Origin of the sequence: Azorhizophilus paspali (assembly GCF_043587585.2) — a bacterium.
In the GTDB taxonomy this organism is placed as follows: domain Bacteria; phylum Pseudomonadota; class Gammaproteobacteria; order Pseudomonadales; family Pseudomonadaceae; genus Azotobacter; species Azotobacter paspali.
Map to the genome: position 1 here is coordinate 885,749 of NZ_CP171449.1, position 16,678 is coordinate 902,426.

Sequence of the window (16,678 nt, forward strand, 5' to 3'; positions counted from 1 at the left end):
TTCTCGCTTCTTTCCGCCTCGGCTGGTCCGCGCTCGCGATGCGGCGGATCGTTCTTACGAATCGAAGACACGGGGCTGCTGCTGTTGCGAAGAGACGGGGCAGCCTCGCGTCGTTTGTGAATTCCGTTACGAGAGACGGCCATGGCCCACCAAGATATTCACGCCCACCGGATTCTGATCCTGGATTTCGGTTCCCAGTACACCCAGTTGATCGCCCGCCGAGTGCGCGAGATCGGCATCTATTGCGAGCTGCATCCGTTCGACATGAGCAATGAGGAGATCCGTGCCTTCGCCCCGCGCGGCATCATCCTCGCCGGTGGGCCGGAGTCGGTGCACGAGGCCGACAGTCCGCGCGCGCCGCAGGCGGTGTTCGACCTGGGTGTGCCGCTTTTCGGCATCTGCTACGGCATGCAGACCATGGCCGAGCAACTTGGCGGCAAGGTGCAGGGCTCGGATCTGCGCGAGTTCGGCTATGCCCGTGTCGATGTGGTCGGCAAGGCGCGCCTGCTCGACGGCATCGAGGATCACGTGGACGACGACGGTGTGCTCGGCCTCGACGTGTGGATGAGCCACGGCGACAAGGTCACCGGGATTCCCGAGGGCTTCCACGTGCTGGCCAGCACTCCGAGTTGCCCGATCGCCGCCATGGCCGACGACAAGCGCCGCTACTACGGCGTGCAGTTCCACCCGGAAGTGACCCACACCAAGCAGGGCCTGCGCATCCTCGGCCGCTTCGTGCGCGAGATCTGCGGCTGCGAGGCGCTGTGGACACCGTCCAACATCGTCGAGGACGCCATCGCCCAGGTGCGCGCCCAGGTCGGCGGCGCCAACGTGCTGCTCGGCCTTTCCGGCGGCGTCGACTCCTCGGTGGTCGCCGCACTGCTGCACCGCGCCATCGGCGACCGGCTAACCTGCGTGTTCGTCGACAACGGCCTGCTGCGCCTTCACGAGGGCGACCAGGTGATGGCTATGTTCGCCGAGAACATGGGCGTCAAGGTGGTCCGCGCCGATGCCGAGGCGCAGTTCCTCGCCAACCTGGCCGGCGTGTCCGACCCGGAGCAGAAGCGCAAAATCATCGGCCGCACCTTCATCGAGGTGTTCGATACCGAGGCGGCGAAGCTGGAGAACATCCGCTTCCTCGCCCAGGGCACCATCTATCCCGATGTGATCGAATCGGCCGGCGCCAGGACCGGCAAGGCCCATGTGATCAAGTCCCACCACAACGTCGGCGGCCTGCCCGAGGATATGAACCTCAAGCTGGTCGAGCCGTTGCGCGAGCTGTTCAAGGACGAAGTGCGCAAGATCGGCCTGGAGCTGGGCTTGCCCTACGACATGGTCTATCGCCACCCGTTCCCCGGTCCGGGCCTCGGGGTGCGCATCCTTGGCGAGGTGAAGAAGGAATACGCCGACCTGTTGCGCCGCGCCGACCATATCTTCATCGAGGAACTGCGCAAGGCCGACTGGTACCACAAGGTCAGCCAGGCGTTCGTGGTGTTCCAGCCGGTCAAGTCGGTCGGCGTGGTCGGCGACGGCCGCCGCTACGCCTGGGTAGTCGCCCTGCGCGCGGTGGAAACCGTCGACTTCATGACTGCCCGCTGGGCGCACCTGCCCTATGAATTGCTGGAGAAGGTTTCCAACCGCATCATCAACGAGATCGACGGCATCTCCCGAGTCACCTACGACGTGTCGAGCAAGCCGCCGGCGACTATCGAGTGGGAGTGAGGCAGCGGCCCGCGCGCCGGTATCTGCCCCGAACGATTCTGTCTTGTTTTTCGCCGCTGGTGTCCTTGCGGATGTCGGCGGTATTTTTGGCTCGCCGTCTTTTTCGTCGGTTCCTTTCGTTGCGCTCCGGAGGGTTGATCCGGTCTTCCCGCATTCTTGCGCGTTATATGTTTTATATATGGAATTCTCATTTGAGAATTTGATGCGGATAAGAACTTAATAAGGTTTTCGGTTGATGGGCAACTATTTCGATGCTGGGCTAATAATTGGTCTGGAAACTTCTTCGTAACTTTGTCATGATAAAAGTCATTGTCTTAGTGGCATCGGGTAAGTACTATCGCTCACACAGTCCTGTTGATTAAAGGGTTGTTTCTGCAGCGTTCTGCAACTTTTCAAGTTGTTGTCCGGTGCTGCCGTATTTCCGCGCTCAATGGGGCGGGTATACGCGAGTTGGTCTGTTGATTAATTACGGAAAGGATTTTTGTATGGCTACCATTTATTTTTCTTCGCCGCTCATGCCGCATAACAAGAAAGTCCAGGCAATCGCCGGTAAGCGCTCGACGCTACTGGGAGTCGCTCAGGAAAACGGCGTCAAGATTCCTTTCGAGTGTCAAGATGGCAACTGTGGTTCCTGTCTGGTCAAGATCACCCATCTCGACGGCGAGCGTATCAAGGGCATGCTGCTGACCGACAAGGAGCGGAATGTGCTCAAGTCCGTCGGCAAGCTGCCGAAGTCGGAAGAGGAGCGCGCGGCCGTGCGCGACCTGCCGCCAACCTATCGTCTGGCCTGCCAGACCATCGTCACCGACGAAGACCTGCTGGTCGAGTTCACCGGAGAGCCGGGCGGCGCCTAATCGCCATTGGTTCCGGCAAACCCCATGGCCGTCGCGGCCATGGGGTTTTAATGAGATGGTCACCCCCACACCCTGCGAAAGCTAACTTTCGCAGGGTGTTTTATTTTCGCAGACCATCGCCATGAGCACAGTCGCACTGGTAGGCATCGATCTTGGCAAGCACAGTTTCCATCTGCATGGGCAGGACAAGGCGGAGCGGGAAGTCTTCGGCAAAAAAGCGACACGCCTACACAGATGATGCGTTTGCTGGGCAATCTGCCAGCCTGCAGCGTGGCGCTGGAGGCCTGTACGGGGGCTCACTTCATTGCGCGCCAACTGATCGCGACCGGGCATGAGGTGAAGTTGATCGCGCCACGGTTTGTCCGTCCGTTCGTCAAGAGCAACAAGAACGACTTCATCGATGCCGAGGCGATCCGCGAAGCGGCTTCTCGACCGACCATGCGTCTTGTTACGCCGAAGACAGAGGTACGACAGACGTTATCGGTGCCGCACCGCATACGCGACTCCTTAGAGCGCGACCGTACGAAAACCGTCAATCCGGTCCATGGCTTCTTGTTGGAGTTCGGCGTCAGCTTGCCCAAGGGGCTTTCGCTGATTAGGCGCTTGCCAACAACATTGGCTGAGCACGAGCTGCCGCACCGACTGGTCGTATTGCTGATGCGTTTGCATAGCCACGTCTGTTACCTGGACGAGCAGATCAGGGATTTGGACCAAGAAATGACCCACCAGTTGGCCGATGATGACCTGGGGCGTCGCCTGATGACCATTCCCTGCATCGGTCCGATCACGGCGAGCTTGTTGTCGGCGCAGGTTGGGGATGGCAAGCAGTACAGCTGTAGCCGGGACTTTCGCCTCGGTCGGCTTGGCGCCACGGCAATACAGCACGGGTGGTCGGAGCAACCTGCTGGGCATCAGCCAGCGCGGTGACAAGAACCCGCGACGGCTACTGGTGCGGTGCGCCAGGGTTTATCCGCAACGACTGGAACACCAACAAGGGGCATTGGCCGACTGGGTGCGCTCGCTACTCCAGCGACGCCATTCGAACGTGGTGGCATGCGCCCTGGCCAACAAGCTCGCCCGGAGCGCTTGGGCTATCGCCGCCAACCATTCGAAATTTGAAGCAGGGCCAAGCTCTTGCGCCGCCTGACCCTGCGGTTACCGCTGTACCACGAAACGCTCTTCAGGTTTTGCGATAACCGAATAGCCGATGATGCGAACGGCTCACCGGCCTGGTGGACACCCTGTAGAAACGATTGGCTCTCGAAGCCGCGGTTTTTCTTAGGACCATCAGGCGCGACTCTCATCGTGGCGCGGGGCATGCCCCAGACAGACGCCGGATAGATTCAAGCAAGGCAAATACTCATCGCTGATCAGTGTTGCAAAAACGGGTATGACCATAGATTCGTTTTTCGGGGCGAGGACCCCTCCGCTCGGCTCCTCAGCTTGTCGCTCGCTCGGTCGTTTGCCGCATGTCTTCGGATATCCCGGCGCAGTTGATACACGATGGTTGTTCTCGATGGATAATGAGAAACTATTTCATCCATAGCTGAATAGCGCGTCCACGATCGACCGCCCGCGAGGCAGGAGCCGACTTCATGAGTGTTACCCGCAGACAGATCCTCGCCGGCCTGGCCGGTGTCTCCGTGCTCGGCCTGGGGGCCGGCGGGGCGCGCTATTGGCTGGGTCGGCCGGAGGAGGCAAAGACCCACGACTACGAGCTGATCGCCGCGCCGCTGGACGTGGAACTGGTGCCGGGCCGCAAGACGTCCGTCTGGGCCTACGGCGGCCAGGCGCCGGGGCTGGAGTTGCGCGCGCGACAGGGCGACTGGCTGCGGGTGCGTTTCGTCAACCGCCTGCCCGAGCCGAGCACCATCCACTGGCATGGTATCCGCCTGCCTCTGGAGATGGACGGTGTGCCCTACCTGTCGCAGTTGCCGGTGCTGCCGGGCGAGTCTTTCGACTATCGCTTCCGGGTGCCGGACGCCGGCAGCTTCTGGTATCACCCGCATACCGCCAGTGGCGAGCAGCTTGGGCGCGGACTGGTCGGTCCGCTGATCGTCGAGGAGCGCGAGCCGACGGGGTTCAGGCACGAGCGCACGCTGAGCCTAAAAAGCTGGCATGTGGACGGGCAGGGCGTCTTCGGCGAGTTCAGCGTGCTGCGCGAGGCGGCCCGTGGCGGTACGCCGGGGCGCCTGAGCACGGTCAACGGCCAGGCGTCGCCGACACTGGAGCTGCCCGCCGGCCAGGTTGTGCGCTTGCGCATCCTCAACCTCGACAATACCCTGACCTACCGCCTCAACCTGCCGGGTGCCGAGGCGCGCGTCTACGCGCTGGACGGCAATCCCGTCGCTCCCCGTCCGCTTGGGCGGGAATACCTGTTGGGGCCGGGCATGCGTATCGAGCTGGGGCTCCGGGTTCCGGCGCTCGGGACGGCGCTGCCCTTGCGCAACGGTCCGCTGCGTCTGGCCACCCTGAAGAGCGTGGACAGCGGCGAGGCGGCCGCCGACTGGCCTGCCGCGCTACCGGCCAATCCCGTCCCGGAACCCGATCTGGCCGCCGCGACGAGCCTGGGCTTCAATTTCGAATGGGTCGGAGCCCTGTCGGGGAACATGGAGCAGGGCGGGGCCTTCAAGTTCTGGCAGATCAATGGCCAGGCCTGGGACATCAACGACAAGCGTTGCGCCGAGCGCCCCATCGCCACCCTGCAGCAGGGGCGCAGTTATATCTTCGAGTTGCGCAATGTCAGTCAGTACCTGCATCCCATACACCTGCACGGGATGGCCTTCAAGGTGCTGGACTCCAACCGCCGGAAGATCGACCCGTACTTCACCGATACTTACCTGCTGGGACGCAACGAGACCGCACGGATCGCTCTGGTGGCGGACAATCCCGGGGTATGGATGTTCCACTGCCACGTCATCGACCACATGGAGACGGGCCTGATGGCGGCGATCGAGGTAGCGTAAGGCGATAACCTTCATCTCCCTTTTTCGATCCGATGCTTGTTCATGAAAGTCCCGCAGATCATCGACCGTAGTCAGGACGAACATTTCATGCGCGAGGCGCTAATCCTGGCCGCCGAAGGCGCCGGGCTGGGCGAGGTACCGGTGGGCGCCGTGCTGGTGTGGGGTGGCGAGATCGTCGGGCGCGGCTTCAATTGCCCGATCTCCCGTCGCGATCCCAGCGCCCATGCCGAAATGGTGGCGATCCGCGCCGCCGCCGCCGTGCTGGACAACTACCGGCTGCCCGGCAGCACCTTGTACGTGACGCTGGAGCCCTGCAGCATGTGCGCCGGGCTGATCGTCCATGCGCGCATCGCCCGGGTGGTGTTCGGCGCCAGCGAGCCGCGCGCCGGCGTGGCGGTCAGCCGCGGCGATTTCTTTGCCCAGGATTTCCTCAACCACCGGGTGCTGGTCGAGGGCGGGCTGCTGGCGGAGGAGTGTGGAGCGATCCTCAAGGCCTTCTTCAAGGCGCGGCGCGGTTGAAATCGCCGCGCTCTACAGCGGTGGCTTCGCGGCCGGTGGCTTTTTCGGCAAGCCGGGTACGTGCAGGCCGCTTTCGGCGATGCGCGAGCCTTCCATCTGTGGCTGGGTCACCCAGGTGAGGATGTCGTAATAGCGGCGGATGTTGGCGACGAAGTGCACCGGCTCGCCACCGCGCGCATAGCCGTAGCGGGTCTTGCCGTACCACTTCTTCTCCGCCAGGCGCGGCAGCATCTTTTTCACATCCAGCCATTTGTTCGGGTTCAGGCCCGCCACCTTAGCCAGTTTGCGAGCGTCGTCCAGGTGGCCGCTGCCGATGTTGTAGGCGGCCAGGGCGAACCAACTGCGGTCGGGTTCGCGGATGCTTTCCGGCAGGCTCTGGTGGACATGGACGAAATATTTGGCGCCGCCGTGGATGCTTTGCTTGGGGTCGAGGCGGTTGGCCACGCCCATCGCCTCGGCGGTGCGCTGGGTGAGCATCATCAGGCCGCGGACCCCGGTCTTGGAGGTGGCGCTGGGCTGCCACTGGGACTCCTGGTAGCCGATGGCGGCCAGCAGGCGCCAGTCGATCCCGTGCTTCTTGGCGGCCTCGCGGAACTGTCGTTCGTAGCGTGGCAGGCGCTGCTGCAGGTGCTGGGCGAAGGTGTAGGCGCCGACATAGCCGAGCACTTCGACATGCCCGTAATAGCGCTCCTTCAACTGCTGCAGGAGGCCCTTCTTCTGGGCCCGGGCGAGGAAGGCATCGACCTTTTCCAGTAGGCTGCGATCGCTGCCGGCGGCCACCGCCCAGCTCAGCGCGCGAGCATCGCCCAAGTCGAAGGCCACGCGCACATTGGGAAAATACACCTGATTCATCGCCAGCTCGTTGGAGTCGACCAGGGTCGCATCGATCTGGCCCTCGTCGACCATGTGCAGCAGGTCGGCGATTTCCAACTCGGCGGTTTCCTCGTATTTGAGTTCCGGCAATTGCCGCTTGATCTCCGCCAATTGGTCGGCATGGCTGCTGCCTTCAAGGACCAGGATGCGCTTACCGACCAGATCCTGCGGACGGGTGGGGCGGCGTTGGCCGTTGCGGTAGACGACTTGTGGGGTGACCTCCATGTAGGGCCGGGAGAACAGCGCCAGATGGCTGTGGGATGCGCTGGGGATCAGGCCGGGCGTGGCCAGCTCCGGGCCGCCGGGCTGGTTGAGCCGGGAGAAGATGGCGCCGAAGTTGTCCGCAGTCTCGATCCGCAGGCTGACTCCCAGATCGTCGGCGAAACGCTTGACCAGTTCGTACTCGAAGCCGGTTTCGCCGTTGCGGTCCTGGAAGTAGGTGGCCGGGCTATTGCGGGTGACGACCCGCAATACACCCTCTTCCTGTACGCGCTGGAGGGTCGACGGCCGGGGAGACTCGCTGCAACCCATGAGCATCAGGAAAAGTAAGGTCGGCAACAGCCGGCGGTGGGCGCGGCGCCCGCGGAGCGCGGTTCGGTCGGTCATCGGCGTAGTATACGCAATTCGGCAGGCGGGTGGCTCGGCCGTCGGTGTGCTGCCGGGTGTGGGCCTGCCTGCCGGCGTTCTTAGCGTCCGGCGGCGCCATGGAGTAGAATGAACGGCTTCTCTGCTCCCCCCTTCGAGGCTGTTCCGACGATGTTGATCCTGCGCGGCGCTCCCGCCCTTTCCTCCTTCCGTCATGGCAAGCTGCTCGATCAGTTGACCCAGAAGGTCCCCGCCGTCAGCGGGCTGTATGCCGAGTTTGCTCACTTCGCCGAGGTGAGCGCCGCCCTTCACGGCGACGAGGAGAAAGTGCTGGCCCGTCTGCTCGAGTACGGGCCCGGCGTGCCGGTGCAGGAGCCTGCCGGCCGACTGTTCCTGGTCCTGCCGCGTTTCGGCACCATTTCGCCCTGGTCGAGCAAGGCCACCGACATCGCCCGCAACTGCGGCCTGGCCAAGGTCGAGCGCCTCGAGCGCGGCATCGCCTACCATGTCGCCGGCGAACTGTCCGAGGCCGACGCGCAGGTCGTCGCCGCGGCCTTGCACGACCGCATGACCCAGATGGTGCTGGACGACCTGGAGCAGGCTGCCGGCCTGTTCAGCCACGCGCAGCCCAGGCCGCTGAGCGCGGTCGACGTGCTCGGTGGTGGGCGGGCGGCCCTGGCTCGGGCCAACGTCGAGCTGGGACTGGCCCTGGCCGAGGACGAGATCGACTATCTGCTCGGCAGCTTCACCGAGTTGGGACGCAACCCCCACGACGTCGAACTGATGATGTTCGCCCAGGCCAACTCCGAGCACTGTCGGCACAAGATCTTCAACGCCAGTTGGGACATCGACGGACAGGCCCAGGAAAAGTCCCTGTTCGGCATGATCAAGAACACCTACGAGCTGCACTGCGAAGGCGTGCTTTCCGCCTACAGTGACAATGCCGCGGTGATCGAGGGCTTCACCGCCGGGCGCTATTTCCCCGATCCCGAAACCCGTCAGTACGGCACCAGCCAGGAGCCGGTGCATATCCTGATGAAGGTGGAAACCCACAACCACCCGACCGCCATCGCGCCCTTCCCCGGCGCCTCCACCGGTTCCGGCGGCGAGATCCGCGACGAGGGCGCCACCGGCCGCGGTGCCAAGCCAAAGGCCGGCCTGACCGGTTTCAGCGTTTCCAACCTGAACATCCCGGGCTTCGAGCAGCCCTGGGAAGAGCCCTACGGCAAGCCCGAGCGCATCGTTGGCGCCCTGGACATCATGATCGAAGGCCCGCTCGGCGGCGCGGCTTTCAACAACGAGTTCGGTCGGCCGGCGCTGACCGGCTATTTCCGTACCTTCGAACAACGGGTCGGCAGTCCGCGCGGCGCGGAAGTGCGCGGCTACCACAAGCCGATCATGCTCGCCGGCGGCATGGGCAACATCCGTGCCGAGCACGTGCAGAAGGGCGAGATTCCAGTCGGCGCCAAGCTGATCGTGCTGGGCGGTCCGGCCATGCTGATCGGTCTGGGCGGCGGCGCGGCTTCCTCGATGGCCACCGGCACCAGTTCGGCGGACCTGGACTTCGCCTCGGTGCAACGCGACAACCCGGAAATGGAGCGCCGCTGCCAGGAAGTCATCGATCGCTGCTGGCAACTGGGCGAGGCCAACCCGATCCGCTTCATCCACGACGTCGGCGCCGGCGGTCTGTCCAACGCCTTTCCCGAACTGGTCAACGACGGCGGACGTGGCGGTCGCTTCGAGCTGCGCAACGTGCCCAACGCCGAGCCCGGCATGAGTCCGCTGGAAATCTGGTGCAACGAGTCCCAGGAGCGTTACGTGCTCGCCGTGGATGCCGCCGACTTCGAGCGCTTCAAGGTCATCTGCGAACGCGAGCGTTGCCCCTTCGCGGTGGTCGGCGAGGCCACCGAGGAGCCTCGGCTGACGGTGGCCGACAGCCATTTCGCCAACGATGCCGTGGACATGCCGCTCGAAGTGCTGCTCGGCAAGCCGCCGCGCATGCACCGCAGCGTCGTGCGCGAGGCCGGGCAGGGCGACGACTTCGCCGCCGACGGGCTGGATATCGCGGAGGCGGTTTCCCGTGTACTGCGCCATCCGGCGGTGGCCAGCAAGAGTTTCCTGATCACCATCGGCGATCGTTCGATCACCGGACTGGTGGCTCGCGACCAGATGGTCGGTCCATGGCAGGTGCCGGTGGCCGATTGCGCGGTGACCGCGACCAGCTTCGATGTCTACACCGGCGAGGCCATGGCGATGGGCGAGCGCACCCCGCTGGCCCTGCTGGATGCCCCGGCCTCCGGGCGCATGGCCATCGGCGAGACCCTCACCAACCTGGCGGCGGCGAGCATCGGGAAGATCTCCGATGTCAGGCTGTCGGCCAACTGGATGGCCGCCGCCGGCCATCCGGGCGAAGACGCACGTCTGTACGACACCGTGAAGGCGGTCGGCATGGAGCTGTGTCCGGCGCTCGGCATCACCATCCCGGTGGGCAAGGATTCCATGTCGATGAAGACCCGCTGGCAGGAGGCGGGCGAGGAGAAGAGCGTTACCGCGCCGTTGTCGCTGATCGTCTCCGGCTTCGCCCCGGTGCGGGACGTGCGGCGCACCCTGACCCCGCAATTGCGTCTCGACAAGGGCGAGACCGACCTGGTCCTGATCGACCTGGGACGCAGCCGGAATCGCCTGGGCGGCTCCATTCTCGCCCAGGTGTACGGCAAGCTCGGTCGCGAGGTGCCGGATATCGACGATGCCGAGGACCTCAGGGCCTTTTTCGAGGTGATCCAGGGATTGAACGCCGACGGCCACCTGCTGGCCTACCACGACCGCTCCGACGGCGGCCTGCTCGTCACCGTGCTGGAGATGGCCTTCGCCGGCCACTGTGGCCTGAGTCTTGACCTCGATGGCTTGGCCGACGGTCGCGACGAACTGGCCGGCGTGCTGTTCAGCGAGGAACTGGGGGCGGTGATCCAGGTGCGCCAGGATGCCACTCCGCAAGTGCTGGCGCAGTTCAGTGCCGCCGGTCTGGGCGACTGCGTGGCGGTGATCGGCCGGCCGATCAATGGCGCCGAGGTAGCCATCGGTTTCAACGGCGAGTCGGTGTTCGCTACCGAGCGCCGGGTGCTGCAGCGTCAGTGGAGCGAGACCAGCTACCGCATCCAGCGCCTGCGCGACAACGCCGACTGCGCCGACCAGGAGTTCGACGGCATTCTCGAGGAGGACGACCCCGGCCTGTCGGTGCAGCTCTCCTTCGATGTGGAGCAGGACATCGCCGTGCCCCATATCAAGAAAGGCGTGCGTCCGAAGGTGGCGATCCTGCGCGAGCAGGGCGTCAACGGCCAGGTGGAGATGGCGGCGGCTTTCGACCGCGCCGGCTTCGCCGCGATCGACGTGCACATGAGCGACATCCTCGCCGGGCGCATCGATCTCGCCGAATTCAAGGGGCTGGCGGCCTGTGGCGGCTTCTCCTACGGCGACGTGCTCGGCGCCGGCGAGGGCTGGGCCAAGTCGATTCTGTTCAACGCTCGCGCCCGCGATGCCTTCCAGGCTTTCTTCGAGCGCAAGGACAGCTTCGCCCTTGGCGTGTGCAACGGCTGCCAGATGATGTCCAACTTGCACGAACTGATTCCCGGCAGCGAATTCTGGCCGCATTTCGTGCGCAACCGTTCGGAACAGTTCGAGGCGCGGGTGGCCATGGTGCAGGTGCAGGAGTCGGCCTCGATCTTCCTGCAGGGCATGGCCGGTTCGCGTCTGCCGATCGCCATCGCCCATGGCGAGGGGCATGCCGAGTTCGAGAACGAGGAGGCCTTGCTCGGGGCCGATCTGTCCGGCTGCGTGGCACTGCGCTTCGTCGACAATCACGGCAAAGTCACCGAGCGCTATCCGGCCAACCCCAACGGCTCGCCGCGAGGCATAACCGGGCTGTCCAGTCGCGATGGCCGGGTGACCATCATGATGCCGCACCCGGAGCGGGTGTTCCGCGCCGTGCAGAACTCCTGGCGTCCGGATGCCTGGCAGGAGGACGCCGGTTGGCTGCGGATATTCCGCAATGCCCGGGTCTGGGTGGGCTGACCGGGCGGTACTGCGGTTTTTTGGAGGGTTCGGTCGCCCCGCTATCGCAGGGCGCCGTACCGTCCGTCCGGGCCGGCCCGCTTCAGGAGATTCCGATGTACAAACTGTGTTTCTACGTACCGGAGAGCCATGTGGAAACGGTCAAGGAGGCCGTGTTTGCCGCCGGCGGAGGGCGCATCGGCGCCTACGACAGTTGCTGCTGGCAGGTTCCGGGGCAAGGGCAGTACCGCCCGCTGGAGGGCAGCCAGCCCTACCTGGGACAAACCGGCAGGCTGGAGCGAGTGGCGGAATGGAAAGTGGAGATGGTGGTCGCCGATGAGCGCATCCATGACGCTGTCGAGGCGCTGAAGCGGGCGCATCCCTACGAGACGCCGGCCTTCGAGGTGTGGCGGTTGTCCGATATGTCGTTCTGATTCCGCTCCGGGAAGAGAAAAGCCCCGGCCCGTCGTCGACGAGCCGGGGCTTTTTCGTGGTTCAGGGGCGGATTTCGATTAGGGTTCCATCCTTGACGAGGTTCCAGACCTCGCGGATGTCGTCGTTGCGCATGGCGATGCAGCCTTCGGTCCAGTCTAGGCTTTGGAAGTACCACTCGGGGTAGTTTTCATCCAGCGGCGTGCCATGGAGCATGATCATGCCGCCGGGCGGTACACCCTCCGCACGGGCCTGGGCCTGGTCGCGGATATTGGGGTAGGAGATGTGCATGGACAAGTTGTACTTGTCGCTGGCCTTGCGCCAGTCGATCCAGTAGAGGCCTTCCGGAGTGCGCTGATCGCCTTCGCGCCGCTTGGGGCCTGTCGGCCGCTTGCCCAGGGAAACCCTGTAGGACTTGAGGGGCTGGCCCCGGCTGAGCAACATGAGCTTGCGCTCGGATTTCACCACCAGAATCTTGTCGACGACCCGGTGTTCCTCTCCGGGTGAAGGTACGCTGGCCTGCGAGAGGCCGACAACGGACAGGCAAAGGGATGCAAGCAACCAGCGCATCGAAAGTTCCATATTTGCAGTCAGAATCGTTCCAAGGGTTTCATCGGTAGGGGTGCAAGCGGCTCGTTGCGCACCGGGTAGAGCTGCCGGACCCGGTCTTCGAAAAAATATTTTAGAGTATGACCGACGGTCGGAAAAGCCAGCTCCCGCCAGGGAATTTCGGCTTCACGGAACAATCGTACTTCCAGGCTTTCCTGGCCTGTTGCAAAGCGCGTGTCGACCAGTCGAGCGCGGAAGAATACATGTACCTGATCGATGTGGGGCAGGTCGAACAGGGTATATAGCTCGAGTCGCTCGACGTGCGCGCAGGCTTCTTCCAAGGTTTCCCGGGCCGCCCCCTGTTTCATGGTTTCGCCGTTCTCCAGGAATCCGCCGGGCAGTGTCCAGAAGCCGCGGCGTGGCTCGATGGCGCGCCGGCACAGCAGTACCTGCCCGCGCCAGAGCGGCAGGCAACCGGCCACTATCCTGGGGTTCTGGTAATGCACGGTGCCGCAGGACGAACAGACGAAGCGTGGTCGATGATCGCCGTCGAGCGTCTGCCAACTCACCGGGCTACCGCATTGGCTGCAAAATTTCATGGGATTTCCCGCAGGTTGCCGTCGACCGACTGCCTCTGGCGGGGCGAAAGGTGGGCCGGTTGTGTAGTTCGTGTCATGATGTTTTCCCATGGAGTAAAGATAGAGGATGAAGATGCAGGAAGATCTGCTCCGACGCATGCGCAACCATTCGCCTCGTCTCCTGGGGACCGACGGGCGTTTTCCCGAGGCTGCGGTGTTGGTGCCGATCACCCGTAGCGACGAGCCCGAGCTGGTGCTGACCCTGCGTGCCAGCGGCTTGTCCACCCATGGCGGTGAAGTGGCCTTTCCCGGCGGACGCCGCGATCCGGAAGATCCCGATCTGGTACATACCGCCCTGCGCGAAGCGGAGGAGGAAATCGGCCTGCCGCCGGGGCTGGTCGAGGTGGTGGGGACGCTCAGTCCCCTGGTGTCTCTTCATGGCATCCTGGTGACGCCCTATGTGGCGCTGGTGCCCGACTATGTCGAATACCGGCCCAACGATGGCGAGATCGCCTCGGTCTTTTCGGTGCCCCTGGCGTTCTTCTGCGAGTGCCCTCGGGAAGCCACGCACCGCATCGACCACCAGGGGCGCAGCCAGTACGTGCCCTGCTACCGCTACGGCCCGTACAAGATCTGGGGGCTGACCGCGATGATGGTGGTCGAACTGGTGAACCTGCTGTTCGACGCCGGAATCGAGACCCAACGGCAGCCGGCGAGCTTCGTCGAGCTGGACTGAAGATATGGCGATTGTCGTCGGCTGCTCGTATGCGAGTGGCGGAGTTTGGTCCGTGGCGGAGGGCCGAAGGAAGATCCATCCTGCCGTTCCGGATGCCGGTGTCTGTCCCATGTGTCGGCGTGTGCCAAACGAAATCGGCTGCTGGCGACGATCGGACAATTCCGAACAGCGCCGGTTGATGGCATTGTGCGCCGAGCAGGCCCGCGTCGAGGGCCTGTTCTCATAGGTTGCGTCCGTTACCGTCCACCGCTGTGGACGGGACGTACGCATGTTGAAGGAAATCCCATGTCCCGTATTGGAACTCCGCTGTCGCCGGGTGCGACCCGTGTATTGCTGTGTGGCTCAGGTGAACTGGGCAAGGAGGTGGTGATCGAGCTGCAGCGCTTCGGTGTGGAAGTGATCGCCGTGGATCGCTATGCCGATGCGCCGGCTATGCAGGTCGCCCACCGCAGCCATGTGATCAACATGCTCGATGGCGCTGCCTTGCGCGCGCTGATCGAGCAGGAGCAGCCGCATTACATTGTGCCGGAAATCGAAGCCATCGCCACTGCGACGCTGGTCGAGTTGGAAAGCCAGGGCTTCACTGTGATCCCCAGCGCGCGTGCCGCTCACCTGACCATGAACCGCGAGGGTATCCGCCGTCTGGCGGCGGAGGAGTTGGGGCTGCCGACTTCGCCCTACCGCTTCGCCGACAGCTTCGAGGAGTACAGCGCGGCGACGAAAGTGCTCGGCTTTCCCTGTGTGGTCAAGCCGATCATGAGTTCCTCCGGCAAGGGACAGAGCCTGCTGAAGGGGCCCGAGCAACTGCAGGCCGCCTGGGACTACGCCCAGGAAGGCGGGCGGGCCGGCAAGGGGAGGGTGATCGTCGAGGGCTTCATCGATTTCGACTATGAAATCACTCTGCTTACCGTGCGTCATGCGGGGGGGACCACCTTCTGCGCCCCCATCGGCCATCGCCAGGAGAAGGGCGACTATCAGGAGTCCTGGCAGCCGCAGGCGATGAGCGCGACGGCGCAGGCGGAATCCGAGCGCATCGCCAGGACCGTCACCGAAGCCTTGGGCGGGCGCGGACTGTTCGGCGTAGAGCTGTTCGTCAAGGGCGACCAGGTCTGGTTCAGCGAGGTTTCGCCGCGTCCCCACGATACCGGTCTGGTGACACTGATCTCCCAGGATCTTTCCGAATTCGCCCTGCATGCGCGAGCCATTCTCGGCCTGCCGATTCCGGCGATCCGCCAGTTCGGCCCGGCCGCTTCGGCGGTGATTCTGGTCGAGGGGCACTCCCGCGAAGTAGGCTTTGCCAACCTGGGACAGGCACTCGCCGAACCGGATACCGCCTTGCGCCTGTTCGGCAAGCCGGAGGTCGCCGGTCAGCGACGGATGGGCGTGGCCCTGGCGCGGGATGTCTCGGTTGAAACCGCGCGGCAGAAGGCAACGCGTGCCGCGCAGGCGGTCGAGGTGCAGTTGTAGTACCTGCGGGGGCTGCTCTCCGGGCAAGCCTTCGTCAGTCGTACGTCGGCGAGGGGCGTGCATCGGCTGTCCAGACGCGCGCGTTCTTCACCCGATTTCCCGATGTCTCGAGGATCTCCAGTCGATAGCGGCCGATGCTCAGGCAGACTCCGCAATCGGGAATATTTTGCAAGGCCTCGGTAATCAGCCCGCTGAGGGTGCGCGGGCCGTCGCTCGGCAACTGCCAGCCGAGCGTCTTGTTCACTTCGCGTACGTGGGCGGCGCCGTCGATGATCTGGGAGCCGTCCTCCTGCGCTCGGATATCCGCAGCGAATTGGTGGTCGCGGTTGGTGAACTCGCCGACGATCTCCCCCAGGATGTCCTCGAGAGTGACGATACCCTGCACGTCGCCGTATTCGTCGACCACTATGGCGATGCGCCGCTTCTGTTGCTGGAACTGGATCAACTGGACGGCCAGTGGCGTGTTTTCCGGGACGAAGTAGGGTTTCTGACAAGCCTCGCGCAGATTTTCCTTGGTCAATCGGTTCCTGGTGAGCAGGTGGGCGATGTGGCGCATGTGCACCACACCCTCGATCCGGTTGATATCTCCACGGAACACCGGCAGGCGCGTATGCGAGGTGCTGCGCAGCAGCTCCACCATGGCTTCCATCGTCTCGTCCAGATCGAGGCCGACGACCTCGTTGCGCGGGATCATGATGTCGTTGACGCTGACCCTCTCCAGATCGAGGATGCCAAGCAGCATGCCCCGGTGGTTCGGCGACAGCGTTTCGCCGGACTCGTGGAGCATGCTGCGCAGTTCCTCGCTGGTCAGGCTCGCGATGCCTTTGTCCTGCGGGGCGATGCCGGCCAGGCGGAGCAGGCCATTGCTGATCCAGCCGAGCAGGATCACCAGCGGATACAGGATCTTCTGCAACTGCGCCAGCGGCCGGCTGAAGGGGTAGGCCATCAGCTCCGGTCGAATGGCCGCCAGCGTCTTGGGAGTGATCTCGCCGAAGATCAACAGGGCGAGGGTCGTGCCGAGGGTGGCGATGGCGATACCGACCTCGCCCCACAGGCGTGTGGCCAGCACGGTGGCGATGGCGGACGCGAGAATGTTGACGAAGTTGTTGCCGATCAGGATGGTGCCGAGCAGGCGATCGGGGTGTTCGAGCAGCGCCTTGGCGCGTTTGGCGCCGCGATGCCCTTTCTCGGCATGCTGGCGCAGGCGATGGCGGTTGAGACCGAGCAGGCCCGTCTCGGCACTGGAGAAGAAGGCCGAGCATGCCAGCAGAAAGATCAGCAGGCCAACCAGGTAGCCGGGATGCAGGGCTTCCATGTACGGTCCGGGGTGTGCTCGGAGATGGGGGCCAG

The 16,678-nt window shown here is 64.1% G+C and carries 12 protein-coding genes and 1 pseudogene; 9 read left to right on the forward strand and 4 right to left on the reverse strand.

Translation table 11 applies throughout. The features are described from left to right. The first annotated feature begins 141 nt into the window (after positions 1-141). From guaA to tadA, 5 genes and pseudogenes are all read left to right on the forward strand, one after another. Positions 142-1,722, forward strand: a complete 1,581-nt coding sequence (gene guaA / locus ACGI6K_RS04380) for a glutamine-hydrolyzing GMP synthase (RefSeq protein ID WP_376943780.1) — start codon at positions 142-144, stop codon at positions 1,720-1,722. Positions 1,723-2,207: 485 nt separating this feature from the next. Further along, a complete protein-coding gene (locus ACGI6K_RS04385; protein ID WP_376943778.1) occupies positions 2,208-2,576 on the forward strand; it encodes a 2Fe-2S iron-sulfur cluster-binding protein in 369 nt (122 codons plus the stop codon). 121 nt (positions 2,577-2,697) lie between these two features. Next, positions 2,698-3,723, forward strand: a pseudogene (locus ACGI6K_RS04390) (IS110 family transposase). A gap of 448 nt (positions 3,724-4,171) precedes the next feature. After that, positions 4,172-5,542, forward strand: coding sequence for a multicopper oxidase family protein (locus ACGI6K_RS04395; RefSeq protein ID WP_376947651.1), 1,371 nt, complete (start codon positions 4,172-4,174; stop codon positions 5,540-5,542). Between the two features lie 42 nt (positions 5,543-5,584). Continuing rightward, complete coding sequence (tadA, locus tag ACGI6K_RS04400; protein WP_376947649.1) at positions 5,585-6,061, forward strand: tRNA adenosine(34) deaminase TadA; 477 nt, start codon at positions 5,585-5,587, stop codon at positions 6,059-6,061. Between the two features lie 12 nt (positions 6,062-6,073). On the opposite strand, the gene mltF is transcribed toward tadA, so the two are convergent. Beyond that, positions 6,074-7,540 carry a membrane-bound lytic murein transglycosylase MltF gene (gene mltF, locus ACGI6K_RS04405; protein ID WP_376947647.1) on the reverse strand — a complete coding sequence of 489 codons (1,467 nt, stop codon included), beginning with the start codon at positions 7,538-7,540 and terminating at the stop codon, positions 6,074-6,076. A gap of 150 nt (positions 7,541-7,690) precedes the next feature. Between mltF and purL the strand changes: the two genes are divergently transcribed. Both purL and ACGI6K_RS04415 read left to right on the forward strand, forming a co-directional pair. Next, positions 7,691-11,587: a phosphoribosylformylglycinamidine synthase gene (purL, locus tag ACGI6K_RS04410; RefSeq protein ID WP_376947657.1), complete on the forward strand. Its 3,897-nt coding sequence runs from the start codon at positions 7,691-7,693 to the stop codon at positions 11,585-11,587. 95 nt (positions 11,588-11,682) lie between these two features. Continuing rightward, a complete protein-coding gene (locus ACGI6K_RS04415; RefSeq protein ID WP_376947645.1) occupies positions 11,683-12,000 on the forward strand; it encodes an NGG1p interacting factor NIF3 in 318 nt (105 codons plus the stop codon). Between the two features lie 61 nt (positions 12,001-12,061). Here the strand turns inward: ACGI6K_RS04415 and ACGI6K_RS04420 are convergent, their stop codons facing one another. Beyond that, entirely contained in the window at positions 12,062-12,568 is a 507-nt protein-coding gene (locus tag ACGI6K_RS04420) for a L,D-transpeptidase family protein (protein WP_376947643.1), read from the reverse strand. A 20-nt stretch (positions 12,569-12,588) separates the two neighbouring features. Further along, positions 12,589-13,146 (reverse strand): NUDIX hydrolase, encoded by a 558-nt coding sequence (locus ACGI6K_RS04425; RefSeq protein ID WP_376947641.1) that lies wholly within the window; start codon positions 13,144-13,146, stop codon positions 12,589-12,591. Between the two features lie 112 nt (positions 13,147-13,258). Between ACGI6K_RS04425 and ACGI6K_RS04430 the strand changes: the two genes are divergently transcribed. Continuing rightward, positions 13,259-13,861: a CoA pyrophosphatase gene (locus tag ACGI6K_RS04430; RefSeq protein ID WP_376947655.1), complete on the forward strand. Its 603-nt coding sequence runs from the start codon at positions 13,259-13,261 to the stop codon at positions 13,859-13,861. Between the two features lie 285 nt (positions 13,862-14,146). Next, positions 14,147-15,328, forward strand: coding sequence for a formate-dependent phosphoribosylglycinamide formyltransferase (purT, locus tag ACGI6K_RS04435; RefSeq protein ID WP_376947639.1), 1,182 nt, complete (start codon positions 14,147-14,149; stop codon positions 15,326-15,328). A 34-nt stretch (positions 15,329-15,362) separates the two neighbouring features. Here purT and ACGI6K_RS04440 read toward each other — a convergent pair whose 3' ends face one another. Continuing rightward, on the reverse strand, positions 15,363-16,643 hold the full coding sequence (locus tag ACGI6K_RS04440; protein ID WP_376947637.1) for an HlyC/CorC family transporter: 1,281 nt from the start codon (positions 16,641-16,643) through the stop codon (positions 15,363-15,365). Between the last annotated feature and the right edge of the window lie 35 nt (positions 16,644-16,678).